Here is a 19,334-nt window from a genome sequence, read left to right on the forward strand (position 1 = left end):
AAGGCGGGGAAAAAATGGAGTTTATCGTTAATCACAAACAATTCACTCAAGCACTTTCAGAAGTCAACAAAGCAATATCAACAAAATCTTTAATTCCTATATTATCTGGTATAAAAATAACTGCAGATCAATCTGGAATTACTTTAATTGCAAGTAACTCGAATATTTTTATTGAAAAATTCATTCCTGTTTTAATTGAAGACGAAAAGATTGCAACTATTTTAAAGGCAGGAACTATTGTTGTACCTGCAAAGTATTTTATTGAAATAATAAAGAAAATGCCAAGTGATATAGCAATAAAAAGTAAGAATGAGCAAATTATTAAGATACAATCAGAAGAAATCACATTAAGTTTAAATGGATTTCCTGCAGATGAGTTTCCGAATGTACCGCTTATAGACAATCATGCAGAAATCAAAGTAGAAACAGAGCAATTGATTGAAGTATTTAAACAAACAGTCTTTGCGGTAGCAAAAAATGAATCTAGACCTGTTCTTACTGGGGTGCATATAGAGTTATCTAATAATAAGTTTATTTGTGCTGCAACTGACTCACATAGACTAGCGATACGTGAAACGCGACTTTCCTCAGATGTAAAAGCAAATTGTATTGTACCAAGCGCAACCATTAATGAACTTCTAAAATTAATGAACAGCAATTCGAAATTCGTATATATCTACCTTTCAGAGAGTCATATTATATTTACGCTCGGAACAACTACATTATATTCAAGACTAATTGAAGGGAAATATCCTAATATTTCTAACCTTATTCCAAATGATTTTAAAACGATTATTAACGTAGATAGAAAAAAGATATTACAAGGTGTAGACCGATCAAGTTTATTAGCAAGTGAATGGGCCAATAACAATGTTAACTTAGAAATCATAAACGAATCCACAATTAAAATTTCTTCAAACGCTTCTCAAATTGGGAAAATATCCGAAACGCAACAAATAGATGCGATTCAAGGTGAAAAACAATTAAATATATCTTTCGATGGGCGTTTTATGGTTGATGCTTTACGAGCAATAAAAGAAGAAACGATTACTTTAAGCTTTGGCGGTTCTATGAGACCGATATTGATTGAAGCAGGAGAACAATCTGCAGCAGTACATCTTATATCACCAGTAAGAGCTTATTAGGGATAGAGGAAGGAATTACATTATGTACAAGCAGACTTTTGTTTTATGAAATCATAAATCAATACATTATAAGAATGATGTATTAGTAAAGCAAACAGTTTACTAAATCCTACATAATATAATTCAATCATAGACAAAGCAGCAATGGTAATCTGAAATACAAAGCAAAATAATAATAACTTCAATATAAAAGCCATAGATTAATCGATATGGGGTGAGTATGATGAAGAAAATAATTGTTTTACTCATTGGTATAGCTTTAATTACTTTTGCTTTTTATCAATACAATAAAAAAGACTATGCAGCTAAAAGTACTAACTTGTATGTAGAAAACTTTAAAGGGGAAAATGATTCAATAAAAATACAATCTGCTATTAATAAAGCAGAATCTAGTAAAATTAAAACGGTATTACTTGATGATAAGAAGTATAAAATTACGTCACCAATCATTGTTAAAAAAGGTGTGAAATTATTATTTGGTTATGGATCCCAATTTGTAGTTGAGGGAAACTTTAGAGTTCTAGAACTGGAGAACAACGCATCCATTGAAGGAGCGTATATAGCTATTGACGATCCTAAATTTAGCTCTGAAGTTATTTATTTAGACGGTAAAAATAAATATTATAACACTTGGAACAAAACACAAATAAAAGATATAAATATTATCAATTGGACGGAAACGAATAAAGGTACCGGAATTTCTTTATACTCTGCTGGAAAAGAAAATGAAATTTCGTTTGTTAACTTCGAAAACATTAAAATTGTAGGAATGGAAACCGGACTAAAATTAGTAGCAAAAAAACCGAGCACCGGACAAGCTTGGATAAATGCCAATCGTTTTATGAACTTTTCTTTAGAAGACTGTGTGAATATGATTTATATGGATAGTCAAGTAACTACGCCAAATGAAATTAGTGGGAATCAATTTACAAATCTTCAAATACAGCCTTCAAATAAAACAAAAAGCATTATAAAAGTAAGTGGTCAGTATAATGAATTTCATGGGATGGTGTGGGATTTAAATAAAATAAAACATGAAAACGAACTCATTGAACTAACTGATAAAAGTATGAATACAGTGATTGAAATGTCCAGTGTACCAGCAAATAGAGTTTTAGATAGTGGGAAATCCAATATTGTGAAATAAGTTTAAATACAGAAAAAAGAGCGAATTCTTTATAAGAGGATTCGCTCTTTTTATATTTTAAAATTAAATTTCCTTCCACCAAGCGGATGAAGGATAATTTGTAGATTTTAACGTAATAGATTCACCAATTTGAGGCGTTGTAATTTTAACTCCTAAACGGTTAGCTTCTTTCGTAATACGTTCTATCGGGTCCCTCCATTCGTGTAATGCTAACGTAAAGGCACCCCAATGAATCGGAAGAAGTAATTCTCCTTTAACATCAATATGAGCTTGTACCGTTTCTTCAGGCAACATATGAATAGCAGACCACCTCGGATCATATTGCCCGCATTCCATTAATGTAAGATCGAATGGACCGTATTTATCACCAATTTCCTTAAAGTGAGGGGCATAACCGCTATCACCACTAAAGAAAATTTTAGTCTCTTGACCAAGAATAAGCCATGAACACCATAATGAACGATCTCTATCTGTCATACCACGTCCCGAGAAATGCCTTGCAGGCGCACATACTAACTTAATATTATCAAACGTAATTTCGTCCCACCAATTATGTTCACTAATTTTACTAGGCGAAACACCCCATTTAATAAGATATTGTGCAACTCCAGTTGGAACATAAAAGTGCTTTGCGCGATCTTTTAACTGCATAATACTTTTGTAATTCAAATGATCATAGTGATTATGAGAAATGATAATCGCATCAATTTCTTGAAGGTCATCACGTTCTAAAGAAAAAGTACCACTATAGCGTGTACTATTAAACAAAGGAAATGGGGAAGAGGCATCTCCAAACATAGGGTCTAATAATAGTTTTTTACCTTCTATTTTCAAAAGAGAAGCAGAATGGCCAAACCATGTAACACTCTCTAACGATTCATTATCTTTATTTGATAAAACGATAGGCAAATCCTTTATAGGACGCAGCTTTGATTTTATTTTAAAGTAATCCGTCATTAAACTTATAATATCTTTCGGTTTAAAACTCATATCAGTATGAATTTGATTTGTATATTTCTTATTCATTCGTTCTCCTTTTTACGATTAACAATTTATGTATGTTGTTATTGTAGCTATTTGTAGTTTAAACTATATTATTTTACCTTTCATCTAAATTGCCTTGTATTTCATAAATTCGTCAAATTCATTATTTGTATCTATAAAGTACAAATTGCACAGTGGCAGCTAAAACAAATATTAAGTACATGTAAATTGTTTTTATTTAGTAAATTCCTTCTTATACGCAACAAAGAACATACGTTTCGTTGTATGTTATAGAAGAAAATATGTCTCTAATAAAAGAAAGGAAGGAGAGGATGTAAGTGCACATAGAGCGAAAAAAGAAATCAAAATGTAAACTATCAAAATCTGAAATCATGCATTTGTATACTGAAGGGAAGAGCACCTCAGAAATCGCCATGCTTGCTAATGTGTCTGCAAGGTATATTCGTATGGTTTTATCAGACAATAACGTACCAAGACGCGCTATAGGGAGTTGGAAGAGAAAGTATGACATAACAGAAGATTATTTTAAAACGTGGTCAAACAATATGGCTTATATTTTAGGGTTTATAGCAGCAGATGGTGTTATACAGAAAGAAAATCAATGTGTCAGTATATCTCAAAAAGAAAGTTATATTTTAGAAGATATAAAAAAAGAACTAAAAACAAACCAGCCACTTTATCAAAACAAAAAAACAGGCGTATATATGCTAAACATTAATAGTAAAGTAATAAAAGACGATCTAATGAATATTCACGGGATCATGCCATGTAAATCTTTTAACATTGAATTTCCTTTAGTACCAGAAGAATATTTACATCATTTTGTTCGTGGATATTTTGATGGGGATGGTTACGTCAAGTATGAAACTTATACAGTTAATTTCGTAGGTGGATCATATAACTTTATGAATTCTTTACATCAAATTCTTCAAAATCGCAATTTACGAGCCGATTTACTAAATCAAAACAAACATTATCGTGTTATTTTATCTGGAAGAAAATCAATACAACTATTTTCAAATTGGATTTATAAAGACAAAGATATTTATTTGCATAGAAAATATGAAGTGTTTCAGAAAGAAAGTCTGAGTTTAGATCAATTACAAGATCGAAAATTAAAACAAACTCAAACTGCTGTTAAGCAAAGAAAACAAAGTTTCCTTGAAGAATATATGAAAAATAAATGTAATGCTATAACTTGTTCAAATTTAGAAATAAGCGAATCGGCTTTCAAACGTTGGCTAAAAAATGATAATCAATTTAAAAGAGATTATGAAAAGATTAATTTAACAATGTCCACTAGCGATAACTAAATATAAAATCCTAAAAAACCTTAGAATAGGTATGAAGATAGCTATTCTAAGGTTTTTTATTTTTAAATCATAAAGGATTCTTAATTTTATTGATTGAATATAGTAAATACATAGATTTTACAATTGTCTTGATAAAAAAGGAGAGAGACACCTTGCAAAAGAAATTTATCAATCCAGAAACGATGCCACCAACTTCTGGATATTCACATGTAGTGGAAGTTAGTAACGCTAAACGAACAATTTACATATCTGGACAAGTAGCGATTAACACTGATGGTCAAATAGTTGGCATTGGTGATTTAGCTACACAAACGCGACAAGTTTTCGAAAATATTAAAAGTGCATTAGAAACTTCGGAATTAAGATTTAATGATGTAGTAAAATTAACATTTTTCCTAACAGATATTTCTCAAATGGCCACTGTTAGAGATATACGAGATCAATACATTGATACTAAAAATCCACCAGCAAGTTCAGCTGTAGAAGTTAGAAAGTTAATTAACGATAACTTTTTAATTGAAATCGAAGCAATTGCTGTAGCAAACTAATTTTAAAAACTTATTATGAATCATATCAATGCAATTCGTTTAATGTGTTCAGTTAAAACGAATTGCATTTTTTATTGTCTTAAATATAATTTATATCTGGAGACATTTTCATCAACAACTTATAAAATAAATAACTAAACAATCCATCACACAGAATGATTAAAAAGAACAAGGGGAGGCTAATCACAAAAACTAACTTACCTATAATAAGTTTATTATTTAAAGTTAGTTAACATAATATATATTATAGGCAGTTATAGAAACAAAGCAATACCAGGTATCAAAACCCAAGTAAACTATACTTAATGAGACGAAACGGAGATTTTTGGTGAGATTTACATTAAATCTTATCTAAACAAATTTCTTCAGTTTTTATCGTTTTTATTTGTTATAAATTCATCACAGCAAATCTTAATCAATAATCGCTTAAGATTTAACGAATTAAAAACATTTTTGATTGGCAAGAAATTTTTATACAGAAAAATTATTTCTATACAAAATATAAATTAGTAATTTTATTTTATGTTTTACTTAATGAATTTATTGCTATTTGCACATGTTTTACAACTTTACATTATTTGTTGTTATTTCTGTTATTTAGACTTGACTTTCAGTACACTCATTGTTTTTTATTCTAGTTAACATAACGCTTATTTTTAACATAAAAAAAATCCTCCTCACCTTCAGGAAGATTTTTTGTTTGCTATTATTTTATTTATATCTTCTAGTAACAATCCCAATTGTAAATGACATTGGAAAAATCTAGATTTAACAAATCTTCCTTACGTATAAAGAAATTAGCAACGCCAGAATCTCCCCACATAATATTTAATGAATCGTCTGTATCGATTTGCATCAATAATATGTCATGTTGCTGGTATTTTTCTTCCCATTCCCTTGGATCTGTCTGTGTGAAAAATGGATAACCACCAATTTTATGTCCTTGATCCTTACATAAATCATCATACAGTTCGCCTAATTCTGTATTATTTTCTTCATCAACAATTTCTTCCCAATCAATGTTATCATTAAAAATCATTTCAAATCGATAATCTCTTGGTGTTACTGGTTGATATGCCAACTCAAACTTTAGTTTTGCTGCTTTGGGTATGATAAAATTCTCTAAATCTAAAGTGTTTAAATAACTAAAATCAGTAATCACCTTAGTTAAATCCGCTGTGATTGTAGAATGATAAACAATTCGAAAGTCTTTTTGGCTTGTGGGATGATCAAAATCTGCTCCAAAAAGATCTTCTTCAGCACTTATGAAAAACTGTAACATTCCATGTTGAGGCATATGTTCAATGTTTGGTATTTCTTCAAGGTTTAACTGCGCAAGTAGCATCATAGGTTGTCCGTTTGAGTCTTTAGGATGCTCTTGATCTATAGGTAAATACGGATATCCACCAAACTTACTTTCAAAAAGCGTTGTCTCTGCTAATGTTCCAGACACTTTAACATACGGTTTCACACTTTCTTCTAAAATACTACGATACTGTTCTAGTTCTTTCGGAATTTGAAGTTGATACGTATTCTTCACTATATTTGCCTCCTTTTAGTAATGAATTGAAAATGCCTATCTTAATTATATAGTAAGCGATAGCTTAATTGAAAATCGTTAAAAATCCATTTTCACCCTCATTTTTTGCGCGCTTGGTGGACAAAGTAGATTATGTTCTAATACCTTTTTATTAATAGTTCGAATTAAATCCGCTGCTTCTGCAGTATTTGTATTTTCTTTTAGCTTTTCTTTTAAATCATCAATTTCTTTTGAAAGCTCAATCCACCTAGGTAAAACATGATTATTTGCTAAAGTTCTATAAAGTTGCTTTTCAGGATTGTACGAAAGATCTTTATCAAGATTAAGAGGTTTCCCTTTACCAGGTAAATGATCAAAAGCTCCTTTCTGTTCTGCTTGTTTAACGATAGAACTAATATGATCCTCATACGTATAAGACCAAACTTTCTCATCTTTTACTAAAATCTCTTGTTTTTTTAGTTTTTTATCTAGTTCTTCTTGATTCATAGATTCTCTCTCCTTTTTATTTTCTAATGTCGTTTTTGTAAATTCTAATGCCCTTAATCCATCGAATAGCTTTTCTCGCCACCATACGCTATCATGTCCACCTTGAAACTCTTCGTAAGTGGTTTGGGTATTTCTTTGCTTCTAAAGCTTTATATAGCCGTCTATTAGCCGTTAAAAGAGGTTCGTTTTCGAGTTCACCTACTGCTATGTAAGAATGTAGATGAGTCGCATTAGAATTTATTGATGAAATTTGATTTTCAATCCAAGGAATTGTATTTTCATAATTATCCTTTTTCCAATGTACGGATCCAGACATTGACAACACATTTCCGAAAATATGTGGATTTTGAAGTGCTGCATAAAAAGCAGCTAAGCCACCAAGACTGAAACCAGCAATTGTTGTATGATTCTTTTCTTGATAAACGTGATACTTAGCTTGAATCCACGGAAGTAATTCCTTCGTTAAAAATGCATTCATTTTATCGTTATAAGTTAGCTCTTCTAATCGATCGACAGGATCTATAGCAACAGCAATACACGATGGGATTTCTTTTTTGTAAATTAAATAATTAAGTGTTTTTGTGATTGAAAGGTCATTAATGAATGAATTCCCATCAAATACAATGAGAAGTTCTTGAAGATGTAAAGTGTGAGAATAATCATGAGGCGTATAAATATGAATTTTGCGTGTGTTATTTAAAATCGAACTATAAAAAGAATATGTTTCAATCTTTCCGGATGGATAATCATTTGAAGGAAAACGACTGCTATATTGCACCTCCATTCCTATGTTTAACACAGACGCTTTATTGGTACCTTCTCCAAATGTATTTCGATTAAATTGGTCTATTTCGTACTGTTCACTACGCTTTATCCAATCATTTTCGAAAACATCGTTTACTGAAAAATAGTACGTTGAAATAAAACTCTTATCCGTCCTAAACGTTACATACCAAATTTCTGTCTGTAACAATCGTTGTAATTGATTTACAGACAAATCCCAACCAGGAAAACTACCGAATACATAAACGTTTTCAGTGTTTTGATCCCCTAACCATATATACGTTATAAGCTTATACTGATTATCTGCAGGGCATTGTTCTATTAGTGGCGTGTGATTTGACTTTATTTCATGCCAAAAAGTATAAAGAGCTTTTTCGTTTCCATTCTTTAATTGATTTTTAAGCTGCTCTAACTTATGACTAATGATCGAAGTCACCTCTCTTCCTCTTTTGTAGTACTCTATATGTAGTTTTTTCATTAGAATCCCTATATAAAAGTAGTCGTAAGTAATGTGTTTAGAGAAGTTATTGATTAGAAAAATTATCAATCGCTTGAATAGAAAGTTCCAATGATTTTATTCTTCTTTCTAAAAGTGTTCTTTGAGGACTCCCAAGCTTTGACTTATCGTAAATCTTTTCAATTGATGGAAGCAAACCAATCAGAACATTACGAGCTTCTGCTAAATCTTCTTGAGTATAATGATGAGTTTCTTGATTCCAAACACTTTCTAACATAGCTAAGCCGATACTAGCTGCTTTGAGTCTTTTTTTCACTAAAGTAGTATTTGAGCCCTTTTGAGTCATCTGTGATAAGGCATTTTCAAGTTTACGGATTGTTGACTGTAAAGATTTTATTGATTCCAATTTATCTATTTTTGATACGTTTTCCATGTTAATGTTGTCCCTTCTGCATTGTTGACTTATTTTGTTTAAAGCTTGATTTCATTCGAAATATTTTAACATAAATAACTAACTAACTGTATTCGAATTGGACAATATCTTAAAGGAAAACAGCTATTCCTCTCTCCTCCCCTACATCATTCTATAATATGTACTTCTTTCTTCTCGTTAGAATTCCTATATAAACTAGTTGTTAAAATTGAATGTTTTATGAACAAAAAAACGTACAAGTAATGTAACCTGTACGTTTTCGCTTTTATTCAGTAAGGTAATAAAGTAATAGCTTCCTGGTCTTCTCATAACTTATGAAATCTCTATACAAAATGGGATAATTCACAATTTCTGTTTCTAGAAAACGATATTGCGGAAAACACTCAAAAAACGATTTTCTTAACCACTTTATTTGTTGAAACGTAATGTTCAGTTCGTTTCCATTTAGTATAGAATTTAAAGTAGCTGCTGTATGCATCCAATAATGATTAAAATCAGCGTTTATACAATCATCTTCGGTAAATTTACTTTTTAAGTCTCGCTGCAATTTTGCTGTAGCACGATAAGGAAACGGTTTATGAAGTGGACTATGCATTTTCTGCAATTCCTTAAAAATAATTTGTTTTCCTAACTTCAACTTTCTCCTCCTTTATTTCTCTATCCAATTTAATAAGTTTTCATAATGATATTGAGCATCGATATACCCAAGATTATATAGATTAACAAGCTTTTCCTTATTTCTTTCTATTCCGCTTATAGGAAGCTGTACACTTGGTTGAATTACATAAAAATTATCTTTTTGTTCTTCTCGATTCATATAAGATATCGTCTCATTATAAAAACGATAATGGTCTACTAAATTCTCTGCGATTTTCGGATATTTTCTATATAAAATTTTAGCTAGGCCTGAAAATTTATTCCGCTGCTTCTCATATCCTTCTGGCTTTGTCATAATTACAACGTTCTTTTCATAACCGTCCTTTTGGGCTTTTAAAACTGGTATAGGATCTATAATTCCTCCATCTAGTAATTTTCGATTATCATATTCTACAGCAGGTGCTATAAACGGCACAGAGCTAGATGCACGAATGATTTTTAAAATATCATTTCCGTGTTCTGCTTTATTATAATAAATGGCTTGTCCTGATTCGCAATCAGTCGTCCCTATAACAAACTGTTCATTACAGTTTAAGAAAGTTTGAAAATCAAATGGTACAATTTTATTAGGTACTTCATCAAATAAAAAATCCATTCCGAATAATTCACGTTTTCGAATTAAGTTTCGATAAGATATATACCTGTAATCTGATACTAGCTCTGTATTTACTTTCTTATTTCTACCTTTTTGACGTGACAAATAGGTTGCTCCCATACAGGCTCCAGCTGATACGCCGACTACATACGGAAAGAATAAGTTCTTTTCCATGAAATATTCGAGTACACCTGCAGTATATAAACCTTTCATTCCTCCACCCTCTAATACTAAACCAATATTCTTCATGCTATATCCCTCTGCTTCTTTTTTCTTAATTTCATATTAGCATAAGATTTTAAGATGAGGTTTTATAAACTAATTACAACAATAACCAGAAACTACTAAAGTAATGTCATAATATCTTTGTGAGTAACATGTTACAATATAAGTAATTCATTCCACATATATTAAAGGAGGAATTTAATATGGGTTTATTTAGCGGTATTTTAGGAAATGCATCAAATACGAGTTCTGAAAGTGTAGAACGTGATTTAGAGAAGATTATGCTAGACGATGAAAAAGTAGAGCATGCTTATAAATTAATTCGTGATCTAATCGTATTTACAAATCGTCGTCTTATTTTAGTAGATAAACAAGGAGTAACTGGCAAAAAAACAGAATACCATTCTATTCCTTATAAAAGTATTACACAATATAGCATCGAAACGGCTGGGCATTTTGATTTAGATGCAGAACTTAAAATTTGGGTGTCTAGTATGGAGGATCCAATTACGAAAGAATTTAAAGGTGACGATAGTATTTTAAGCATTCAAAAAGCGTTAGTAACCTTTACGACCAAGTAGTGGCTTTTGTATTTTTATTCATTTTTAAAATTACTAACCCGAGTATTTTGGAAGAAAATACATTGTTTTTGTATATTTAATCTAAAATAACATAAAAAGGTAAAGCGTATTTTATATGCTTTACCTTTCTTTTTTGTAATAAATAAGTGTAGTTTCATCATTTAATTTCTTTATAACTTCTGTTCTTTTATACTCCATCTTTTCATACAAAAAACAATTTTTCTCTTCTTCTAAAATAGTAGCAAATTCCCAGCTCGTTGCTTCAGGAAACATTTCCTCAATTAATGTAAGTACCTTTTGGGCAATTCCTTTTCCTTGATAACTCGGGTGAATAAACATTGGACTGATCCAAAATTTAGAGGGTGTTTCTTTTTGTGAAATGCATATCGCTCCAACAAGATTCATTGCCACTATTATTTTATAGAAGCCACCGTCTACATAATTTATTCTACAAATAGTTTTTTCGATAGTTTCATTTGCTGGATTTGTTTCATAGTCTTTATATTTATGTAATAAAGGGCTAAATGAGTCTATTTGCATTTGAAATAAATCTGTTGCATCACTTTCTGTCGCCTTCTCTAATGTAATCTCCATGTTACCAATTTAGTCGCTTTCTTAATGAAGTTATATGAGCTGTATGATGCCGTCCGTGCCATGCGTATAGTCCTATTGCAACAGCAAGTTTTGTTTCACCAGTTTCAGGATGGTTAAATGTCTTTTCTAGATCTTCAATTTCTAGAGAATATAAAAGGTTAACCCATCTTTTATGTAATGAATCTAGCATTACTAGTGAAACATCCACCGGTAATTTTGAATCGGGTAACTCTGCCCACTTCTCTTCTTTATACGGCTTAATAGTTGGATTCTTTTCTGTCAGTGCTAATTTAAAGCGTATGTAGCTATTCATATGGCTATCAACGACGTGATGAACTACTTGACGTACAGTCCATCCTCCAACGCGATATGGTGTATCTAACTGCTTCTGATCTAAATCTTTAATTGCCTTTGTTAGTTCATTAGGTAAATCTTCAATTTCTTGAATCCATGTATCAATCATTTCTTCAGTTATAGGACGTTTGTATGTAAATTGGCCAATTGGATAACGTAAATCATTCATGAATAAGTCCTCCTTATTATAAGCGTGAAGTATTTCTCCAAATATAGTGTACAAACTTCACATGTTCTCCATGTAATTCTACAGATGTTATATCTGATTCGTTTTGGTAAGAAGAAAATCCGCTTTTTTCTAGTACAATTTGTGATGCGAGATTATTAGTCGTTGTTTTAGCATGAACTTCAGTAATTTCATTATTTTTCGCTACATCTAAAATTAATTTTACGGCTGCTGTTGCAACTCCTTTTTTAGTAAATTTTTCTCCGACCCGATACCCGAGCGAACTAATTCGAGTTTCCGTATCTATATCTACTAAATTAATTCGCCCTACAATTTCTTTTTCTTCATTACGAATTAAATAAAAATAAGAATCTCCATCTGCTTGTTCTATTAATAAATCGTCTAGTAGTTTTTGGAAATATTCAAATTCAAAATATTTTGAGTCACGATTTGGTACCATTGTTTCAAAAAAAGATTTATTCGTAAGTTCAAACGTAAATAAATCCTTAGCATCTTGTTTCTTTAGTTGCTCTATGTATATTTCCATCCCGTATTCTCCTTCTAGATTTACTAACTGTTATACATTCTTTTTTAATCAATTATATTCCTGCTATTACTTTCGATTAAGTAATACAGATAGTAGCACTTTCGGATGAAAAAGATGAAATGGACTACGAATTAAATTCATAACTCGTACTAACCGAATATAAACATCAGAATTACTTGCGGATAGTCGATATATTTGTTTCGTATACCATAGCTGAAATTTTTGTTTTGTAGTTAATTCTCTCTTTAGTTGCGGATGACGTGATATTTCCGTTGTTGTCATATCCCATGGGGTTTCTATTATAGTAGCTGCCTTTTTATAAAATTGTTGTGTAAATGTTTTATCGAGTTGTTTTCTACCTTGCAGAAGTAATTGCAACTGGTGAGCCTCCATAGCAGCAACTGATACGCCTTGGCCGAAAACGGGATCAAAACGACATTGCGCATCTCCAACAACTAATAAGCCTTCTGGTACATTATTCACTAAATCAAATCGCCGGCGTACTTGATAAGGAATTTTGTATGTCTTTATATCAGTAATTCCCTCAGCCTTGTTTAGGAAGTCTGTAACATTAGAAATTGATAGGTTTTCAGCAAAATCATAAAACTCATCATCTGTTTGTGGTGCTTTCTCGTTTGCGTATCCACTGAAAGTAACAAAATAACGATTATCTTCTATCGTTTGAATAAGAACGCCATAAGGGTTATCAGGGAAACTCGGAGACATTAGCACATTGCAACAGTCTAATTTCTCATTTTCTTTAAGTTTGAACATTTTCGTTGCGTAAAATAAATCAATACGAACTTTCTCTTCTTGTACTTCAATTTCGTATTCTCGTAACCACTCTATACTTTTTGAGCCAAATCCACTCGCATCAACTACAAGGTCTGCATGAACTTCTTCTTGTATGTCTGTCTCTAAATATTTAACTTTTACTCCACACACTTTGTTAAGCTTTTCATCTACCAATAACCCTTTAACCAATGTTTCATATTTAATAGTAATATTTGAAATCTGATGTATTCGTTTTTGAATATGCCATTCTAGTAAAGGACGACTTTGTTGAATCATATGTACTTCCCCTATGAACGGTTGTTTCCATAGACCGAATTGATGCCATTTCAAATCACGTGTAAAGTTGTTTATAATACTACCCGCTTCTATTAATTCATTCGTAATAGTAGGAAACAATTCTTCAATTGCTTTTTCTCCACCTTTTAATAACACGTGAGGATGATTACTTTGTGGAACTCTTTTTCTTGAAGCTTTTCCATCCCATTTTTCACCGACTTCTAAAATGATTACTTCTTTAAAAAAAGTTGATAATGCTTTTGCTGCAAACTTTCCTGCCATACTTCCACCAATAACGATAGCCTTATTAAACATATTTTCCCCCTTAATAAAAAGAGATCCTGCCTTGTATGAATGAAACAGGATCTTAAACTAATTAACTTCTTTATCATTATACTTAAAATACATCAGTAAATTGCAACGTTAAAATTAAAATACCTAATCCCCATACGTAATACGCGAATACTTTTAAGGAGTGACGTTTTAAATATTGAATCATCCATGAAACGGCTATGTATCCAAAAAACGCTGCTGATAACGTTCCGACAATTAAAGATGTACTAGAAATAGATTCTGCTTTCCCTTGAAAAACGTCTGCAAATTGCAAAATGATAGCTCCAACAATAGCTGGTGTCGACAGTAAAAAAGAAAAGTAAGCAGCAGTTTCACGGTCTAATTTTCTCCATAATGCAGCGACAATTGTCATTCCAGAACGGGAAATGGCTGGAAAAATAGCAGCAGCTTGAAATGAACCGATAATTAATGCGTCTTTATATGTTATGTCATCCATTTTTTTACGACCATTCTTTTGTTTATCTGCCGTGTAAAGAAAGAATCCGGTCACTAAAAACTCCCAACCGATCGTGATTCCTGTTTTTGAAATATCTTCAAAGAAATCTTTAAACAATAAACCAATTACAACTGCGGGTATTGTCCCAACGATAAGTAATAACATGAGCTTTGAAAATGGGTTTTTAATTAAATATATAAATTCTTTTTTGTAATAAATAAAAACCGCAAGTAAAGTCCCAATATGCAGCATCGTATCTAAAAATAAGCCAGCCTCATCTAATCGGAACAAATGCCTTCCTAAATAAAGATGTCCGGTACTACTGATTGGTAAAAATTCTGTTAAACCTTGAATTATACCTAGTATGAAAGCTTCTAACCAATTCATGATGGTCTCCTTTCTCTTTTGCTTGTACCAATATATGAGGGTTAAATTTTCGATATGAAAAAAACTATATTTCTCTATGAATTTACTTTTCATTTATGGATATATATGTAAAGAGGGTTAAGGAGGGTTATTATGTGGAAGCACACAAAATTCGGTAATGTATTACTTTGGGTGGGCCCTATCCTTGTATTTTTAGGACTATGTATGACAAATGTTATTTCAGATATTCCTTTCTTTGAGGGAAAACATAAAACGGTTGGTATTGTACTTATATTTATAGGTGTAATCTGTTTTGTTGCTGCTAATCATTTGAAAAAAGGAGAAAGATATGAAGAATAAATCTAAATAAAAAACAATCCTGGCATATTAGCTAGGATTGTTTTTTATTAATGTTGATTATTTGTAGAATACTTTATCAACGTTATATTTCGCTTTGTATTCATTAATGATATATGTTTCGTAAATTTCTCTTTCTGTTGGATCTTCTACGATACATGCATCAATGCGGTATACTTCATCACGGTGATTTTTAATTGGTGAAACATTATCTTCAAAATGCTTCTTAATACGTTGTCTAATTTTACGAGCTTTACCTACGAAAAGAAGTTCGTCATTAATATTGTAAAACATAAAAATGCCGCCTTTATCTCTAGGGAACAAGTGGAAATCGATAAATCCATTAATTGGAGTAATGATTGGCTCGTCTCCTTTAATAACTTGTTTACGTTCAGTAATTGAAACATCAGCTTCAGGAATATTAATTTTAATCAAGTTCATTCACGTCCTCTTTTATTATAAAGATAAATAATAGCATACATAAGTAAGAAAAGCTATGTTCAGAGGCATATTTCATTTTATAATTCAAATATTATAGGTGTATCATGTAAACTTTTCTTCCAAATCATATGATCGCTGGATTCTCCCCAGTAATCTTTCAATACATAGCTAGGTTTTCCAAACTTTTTCGTCCATATACTTTGCGCATTTTTATATCCACTATCTAAACAATATTCTGTTATCCCTCTGCTAAGTAATGTAAGAAACATTGTATGTAGTAATAAACTCCCTATTCCCTTTCTCTGATACTCCGGAAGTATGAATACAGTTCCTATTTCATACAAATTTTTAAGTACACCACCTGTACAACTATTAATCAATGTACTTGCTGGACCGATTTCGATTGTTCCAATGATTTTATCGTTACTTGTATCAATTGCTAATAAAAAGTAACGACCTTCTCCGTTACTATCAAAATCACTTTTCAAATACTGCTTTTTTGAGTTAATTTCATTTTCTATGTCATCCAATGATTGTGACAATCCTTCATTTTTGTATGTATTCGTAATAACGATACGGAAAAATAAATATAGTTCATCTACATCATTCAAATTCGGTCTTCTAACTGCAACGTTAGTCATGAATTCAATCTCCAATCCTCATTATGCCATTGTTAATACAACACTTTATATAATCTATTCATCATTATTCTGCAAAAACCTGCATAAATCCAACAGTATAGAAAGCTCATTATAGATATTGATAAAATAATTTTTATATCCATAGTTGTATGAACAGCAGGACCAAGTACCGGAAAACGGAAAACATCGAGAACAATCATAATACCAATAATTAGACAAGTTGCTGAAAAGGAAACAATCCAAATTCTCCTCTTTAATTTTAAAAAAGATACTCCTAAGGCTAGACCTAATAAGCCTGTAGTAAAAGGAAAGACAATTAGTTCACTTGGCTCAATAATAAATAATAGAAAAATAGTAAGAATATAAGAAAGTATTCCCTCACGAATAGAATAGAAAATAGCAAAAAAAATCGGTAATGTCGAAAATGGACTAATGAGCAAACCTATACCAGGAACTAGGTTTCCTGCTGCTTGAAACATGGTGGCTAATGTACTCATCAAAGCTGTAAGTACTAACTTATTCGCAAGGGACAATTTTCTTTTATGAACAAAGCTCGTATCATGTTCTATCATCAGTTGATACCAATAACGTACAAACCAATTCATCAATATCTCCCCCTAAAGATGCCTCATTCATTACTTTCTATATTATTCATACACTAGTGGTTTATGAGCTGCTTTCTACTTGTTATGAATTACTATATAATAAAAGGCTTTTAGGGGGATAAATTGTGCGTTTTGAAACAAAATAAATTCCTTGGATTATTAAACTACGAGTGTGTATCGTATCAGGGAATAATTTCAAAAATGGTACCTTTATTAAAATCAGTTACTTTCATAGAACCGTAAACTCCTAAATATAATTTAGTTTGATCCGAATTTGTTCCTAAACTCATATAATAAGCTGGTTGCGTACCAAAATCATAATTGGTTTCAATAACATGAAAGTCAGCATGTTTACCGTCTGTACCTGCTCTAGTATAGGCTAAAACACCCTTAATTGGAGACTGAGATTCTCCTTTATTGGCAAGGTCAGTAAACACAACGCTACCTGTTAAATTTGGAATTGCATTTCCCATATATGGCTGAACTCCTGTAAGTGAAGTTCCTCCAAACTTATCTGTTCTAGAATCTTTATGAAAATAACTAAGTAGAGGCAGAATACGCTTCACTGAAGTTTGTATTGTTTCATCATAATAAACTATTGTTCTCTCATCCAAAGTCTGATTCTCAGAACAATGTCGTATAAAAGAAGTAGGTAAATCCCCTTCCCATCCTCGCCACCCAAAATTGATAACCCCATCTTGATTGGGAGTTAACCTCATAAAATGCATTTGAACAAGTTCTGTAACCAATATAGGTTTATATTGAATAAATGAAAAAATAGACTCTACAATATCTTGTCCGACATTTCCGGCGTATTTGATATATTGATTATAAAACCTTTGAAATGAAATGCCGGTTATATTACGTACTCCTTTTGCAATTACTGTAAGTGTTTCTTGTATAGATAAAGGGAGTTCATTAAAGCGTGTAACTACAGGAGGGTTATTTATAAATGTATTTTTACTTACATCGATTTCAATTATTTTACCTGCTATTTCTAAATCATCTTGGCTTAAATTAAATGGATCATAACCTGACCCGCCATCTCCATTTGTAAAAACAAGTTTTCCAGTCTCAGGTGAAAAGTTTAAACTATTGACTCCGTTATGATTAAAAAATGGTCTTCTTACATTCAGTAATGTTCGTCGCTTTTGAGCTTGACCATTAGATTGTAAAGTCCATTCTTCTACTGTATCAATGTGATCATATTGCGTATTTCTATTAACCCACTTTAAATTTAACGTTTTAGGGTCACAAGGATTCGGTTTAAATTGCTCAGAAAATGCACCTGGCCCTTGAGTTCCAGCTACTGAATAATGAAGATAAAATAACCCATTTTGATAAAATTGTGGATGGAACGCAAGTCCAAGCAATCCGCGTTCATCATAACCGCTACTAGAAACACCTTCTTCAAATGTACCTAATTTAATAATTAGGTGACGAATATCTAAAAATGTCTTTATAACTCCGTCCCCTATGTAAAAAATCTCTCCTAATTGGGTTGCGATAAATAGTCTTTCGATCGATTCACCTGGAAGTATCGTTGTTTTCAATACGGTTGGTAAAATTACGTTTTGAACAATGGGTCGTAAACTAACTTTAACTTTTGTCAATTAACTGTACACCCCTTTTTCTTCTTTTTTATAGAAGAATATGATTAGAGTAGTTTTGTTAGTATCAAATAAGTCGTATTCCTTTTTATTACAATTTTGTATATAATATAAGAATCAATATATTAGGGGAATCAATTATGACACTCTTATTACAAATCATCGTACCACTTATATGTGCAATATACTTATTTACTCTCTATCATAACGGGACGTATGGATCAGCTTCATTCCTTTTAGCAGTCATGATAGGAATTTTCGGTTTAGAGAATATCTTTCAATATGCTAGTCTAACAAATCATGCTATTTATCCATATTGGGGCAGTCTGAAGGCTGTTGTTATCGTTTTATCAGTCGTATTTCTATTTAAAAAAGGTGGTTTAACAGGAAAATATTGATTTGTAATGCGTTACATATTTTCTTGTTAAATTGCTTTTATTTTATAAAAGAAGAAATATTTATGTAAAAGTACGAAGGGACGTGTTACATATGTCTATAAATATTATTTCAATAGTATCTATCATAATATGGATTGTGTTAATTACAGAACTTATAAAACCTTCAAAAGAACAGAATGGACGAAAAATAGTAACTTTAGTAACTGCTGGTTCCGCATCAACACTTATTTTGACCGTTTCATTTATTCAAAATATCCCGTTTTGGAATTGATAGTGATATAACTAACAAAAATATGTATAAATAAAAAGATTAGGATTCACTCCTAATCTTTTTATTTTGGGGTAGCACCACACATCTATCAACTTAAGAATAAACGCCACCAAAACAAAAAAAGCCCCAACTTATTTTTCTTGAAAATAAGTTGGGGCTTTTGAAACAGTAAAGTATATTTTTAACTATGAAAACTACGATAAATTTT

General features: G+C 31.3%; 24 protein-coding genes. 8 read left to right on the forward strand and 16 right to left on the reverse strand.

All coding sequences use genetic code 11. The features are described from left to right. The first annotated feature begins 14 nt into the window (after window positions 1–14). Both dnaN and ACTFR3_RS00910 read left to right on the forward strand, forming a co-directional pair. On the forward strand, window positions 15–1,145 hold the full coding sequence (dnaN, locus tag ACTFR3_RS00905) for a DNA polymerase III subunit beta (protein ID WP_000394470.1): 1,131 nt from the start codon (window positions 15–17) through the stop codon (window positions 1,143–1,145). 223 nt (window positions 1,146–1,368) lie between these two features. Beyond that, the gene (locus tag ACTFR3_RS00910; RefSeq protein WP_000721067.1) at window positions 1,369–2,292 is read left to right on the forward strand and encodes a hypothetical protein; all 924 of its coding nucleotides are present in this window, start codon (window positions 1,369–1,371) and stop codon (window positions 2,290–2,292) included. A gap of 63 nt (window positions 2,293–2,355) precedes the next feature. Here the strand turns inward: ACTFR3_RS00910 and ACTFR3_RS00915 are convergent, their stop codons facing one another. Further along, entirely contained in the window at window positions 2,356–3,318 is a 963-nt protein-coding gene (locus tag ACTFR3_RS00915; RefSeq protein ID WP_440044078.1) for an MBL fold metallo-hydrolase, read from the reverse strand. A 296-nt stretch (window positions 3,319–3,614) separates the two neighbouring features. On the opposite strand from ACTFR3_RS00915, the gene ACTFR3_RS00920 reads away from it, so the two are divergent. Both ACTFR3_RS00920 and ACTFR3_RS00925 read left to right on the forward strand, forming a co-directional pair. Continuing rightward, entirely contained in the window at window positions 3,615–4,610 is a 996-nt protein-coding gene (locus tag ACTFR3_RS00920) for an LAGLIDADG family homing endonuclease (protein WP_000546829.1), read from the forward strand. A 152-nt stretch (window positions 4,611–4,762) separates the two neighbouring features. Further along, window positions 4,763–5,158 carry a RidA family protein gene (locus ACTFR3_RS00925; RefSeq protein ID WP_001169716.1) on the forward strand — a complete coding sequence of 132 codons (396 nt, stop codon included), beginning with the start codon at window positions 4,763–4,765 and terminating at the stop codon, window positions 5,156–5,158. Window positions 5,159–5,882: 724 nt separating this feature from the next. Here the strand turns inward: ACTFR3_RS00925 and ACTFR3_RS00930 are convergent. The 6 genes from ACTFR3_RS00930 to ACTFR3_RS00955 all read right to left on the reverse strand — a co-directional run bounded on the left by ACTFR3_RS00930 (window position 5,883) and on the right by ACTFR3_RS00955 (window position 10,358). Beyond that, entirely contained in the window at window positions 5,883–6,698 is an 816-nt protein-coding gene (locus ACTFR3_RS00930; RefSeq protein WP_000799803.1) for a YwqG family protein, read from the reverse strand. Between the two features lie 78 nt (window positions 6,699–6,776). Further along, the gene (locus ACTFR3_RS00935) at window positions 6,777–7,184 is read right to left on the reverse strand and encodes a J-domain-containing protein (RefSeq protein ID WP_002204774.1); all 408 of its coding nucleotides are present in this window, start codon (window positions 7,182–7,184) and stop codon (window positions 6,777–6,779) included. Window positions 7,185–7,275: 91 nt separating this feature from the next. Next, a complete protein-coding gene (locus ACTFR3_RS00940) occupies window positions 7,276–8,445 on the reverse strand; it encodes an alpha/beta hydrolase (protein WP_440044079.1) in 1,170 nt (389 codons plus the stop codon). A 46-nt stretch (window positions 8,446–8,491) separates the two neighbouring features. After that, entirely contained in the window at window positions 8,492–8,857 is a 366-nt protein-coding gene (locus tag ACTFR3_RS00945; protein ID WP_088338188.1) for a hypothetical protein, read from the reverse strand. Between the two features lie 265 nt (window positions 8,858–9,122). Beyond that, window positions 9,123–9,494 carry a YxiJ-like family protein gene (locus tag ACTFR3_RS00950; RefSeq protein WP_088338187.1) on the reverse strand — a complete coding sequence of 124 codons (372 nt, stop codon included), beginning with the start codon at window positions 9,492–9,494 and terminating at the stop codon, window positions 9,123–9,125. A 12-nt stretch (window positions 9,495–9,506) separates the two neighbouring features. Continuing rightward, a complete protein-coding gene (locus ACTFR3_RS00955) occupies window positions 9,507–10,358 on the reverse strand; it encodes a patatin-like phospholipase family protein (protein ID WP_088338186.1) in 852 nt (283 codons plus the stop codon). A gap of 179 nt (window positions 10,359–10,537) precedes the next feature. Between ACTFR3_RS00955 and ACTFR3_RS00960 the strand changes: the two genes are divergently transcribed. Further along, complete coding sequence (locus tag ACTFR3_RS00960) at window positions 10,538–10,915, forward strand: PH domain-containing protein (RefSeq protein WP_000522472.1); 378 nt, start codon at window positions 10,538–10,540, stop codon at window positions 10,913–10,915. Between the two features lie 120 nt (window positions 10,916–11,035). Here ACTFR3_RS00960 and ACTFR3_RS00965 read toward each other — a convergent pair whose 3' ends face one another. The 5 genes from ACTFR3_RS00965 to ACTFR3_RS00985 form a co-directional block, all read right to left on the reverse strand. After that, window positions 11,036–11,509 (reverse strand): GNAT family N-acetyltransferase, encoded by a 474-nt coding sequence (locus ACTFR3_RS00965; RefSeq protein ID WP_440044081.1) that lies wholly within the window; start codon window positions 11,507–11,509, stop codon window positions 11,036–11,038. 1 nt (window position 11,510) lies between these two features. After that, window positions 11,511–12,032 (reverse strand): YfiT family bacillithiol transferase, encoded by a 522-nt coding sequence (locus ACTFR3_RS00970; RefSeq protein ID WP_000999070.1) that lies wholly within the window; start codon window positions 12,030–12,032, stop codon window positions 11,511–11,513. A gap of 16 nt (window positions 12,033–12,048) precedes the next feature. Further along, window positions 12,049–12,576, reverse strand: a complete 528-nt coding sequence (locus ACTFR3_RS00975) for a GNAT family N-acetyltransferase (RefSeq protein WP_088338184.1) — start codon at window positions 12,574–12,576, stop codon at window positions 12,049–12,051. A 66-nt stretch (window positions 12,577–12,642) separates the two neighbouring features. Further along, window positions 12,643–13,962, reverse strand: coding sequence for an FAD-dependent monooxygenase (locus ACTFR3_RS00980; RefSeq protein WP_088338183.1), 1,320 nt, complete (start codon window positions 13,960–13,962; stop codon window positions 12,643–12,645). An 82-nt stretch (window positions 13,963–14,044) separates the two neighbouring features. Further along, on the reverse strand, window positions 14,045–14,824 hold the full coding sequence (locus ACTFR3_RS00985) for an undecaprenyl-diphosphate phosphatase (protein ID WP_088338182.1): 780 nt from the start codon (window positions 14,822–14,824) through the stop codon (window positions 14,045–14,047). Between the two features lie 132 nt (window positions 14,825–14,956). Here ACTFR3_RS00985 and ACTFR3_RS00990 point away from each other — a divergent pair, with 132 nt between their 5' ends. Then, on the forward strand, window positions 14,957–15,163 hold the full coding sequence (locus tag ACTFR3_RS00990) for a hypothetical protein (RefSeq protein ID WP_000265477.1): 207 nt from the start codon (window positions 14,957–14,959) through the stop codon (window positions 15,161–15,163). 57 nt (window positions 15,164–15,220) lie between these two features. Here the strand turns inward: ACTFR3_RS00990 and ACTFR3_RS00995 are convergent, their stop codons facing one another. The 4 genes from ACTFR3_RS00995 to ACTFR3_RS01010 all read right to left on the reverse strand — a co-directional run bounded on the left by ACTFR3_RS00995 (window position 15,221) and on the right by ACTFR3_RS01010 (window position 18,460). Then, window positions 15,221–15,601 (reverse strand): nucleotide excision repair endonuclease, encoded by a 381-nt coding sequence (locus ACTFR3_RS00995; RefSeq protein WP_001048941.1) that lies wholly within the window; start codon window positions 15,599–15,601, stop codon window positions 15,221–15,223. Window positions 15,602–15,678: 77 nt separating this feature from the next. Then, a complete protein-coding gene (locus ACTFR3_RS01000; RefSeq protein WP_000185966.1) occupies window positions 15,679–16,242 on the reverse strand; it encodes a GNAT family N-acetyltransferase in 564 nt (187 codons plus the stop codon). A gap of 32 nt (window positions 16,243–16,274) precedes the next feature. Beyond that, a complete protein-coding gene (locus tag ACTFR3_RS01005; RefSeq protein ID WP_001103998.1) occupies window positions 16,275–16,847 on the reverse strand; it encodes a hypothetical protein in 573 nt (190 codons plus the stop codon). A 182-nt stretch (window positions 16,848–17,029) separates the two neighbouring features. Beyond that, complete coding sequence (locus ACTFR3_RS01010; protein WP_440044083.1) at window positions 17,030–18,460, reverse strand: PQQ-dependent sugar dehydrogenase; 1,431 nt, start codon at window positions 18,458–18,460, stop codon at window positions 17,030–17,032. Between the two features lie 137 nt (window positions 18,461–18,597). On the opposite strand from ACTFR3_RS01010, the gene ACTFR3_RS01015 reads away from it, so the two are divergent. Then, window positions 18,598–18,855, forward strand: coding sequence for a hypothetical protein (locus ACTFR3_RS01015; protein ID WP_017657242.1), 258 nt, complete (start codon window positions 18,598–18,600; stop codon window positions 18,853–18,855). A 91-nt stretch (window positions 18,856–18,946) separates the two neighbouring features. After that, window positions 18,947–19,126: a hypothetical protein gene (locus ACTFR3_RS01020; protein WP_000026325.1), complete on the forward strand. Its 180-nt coding sequence runs from the start codon at window positions 18,947–18,949 to the stop codon at window positions 19,124–19,126. Window positions 19,127–19,334: the final 208 nt, after the last annotated feature.

The organism is Bacillus cereus group sp. MYBK14-1, assembly GCF_051916885.1.
Lineage (GTDB): Bacteria > Bacillota > Bacilli > Bacillales > Bacillaceae_G > Bacillus_A > Bacillus_A cereus.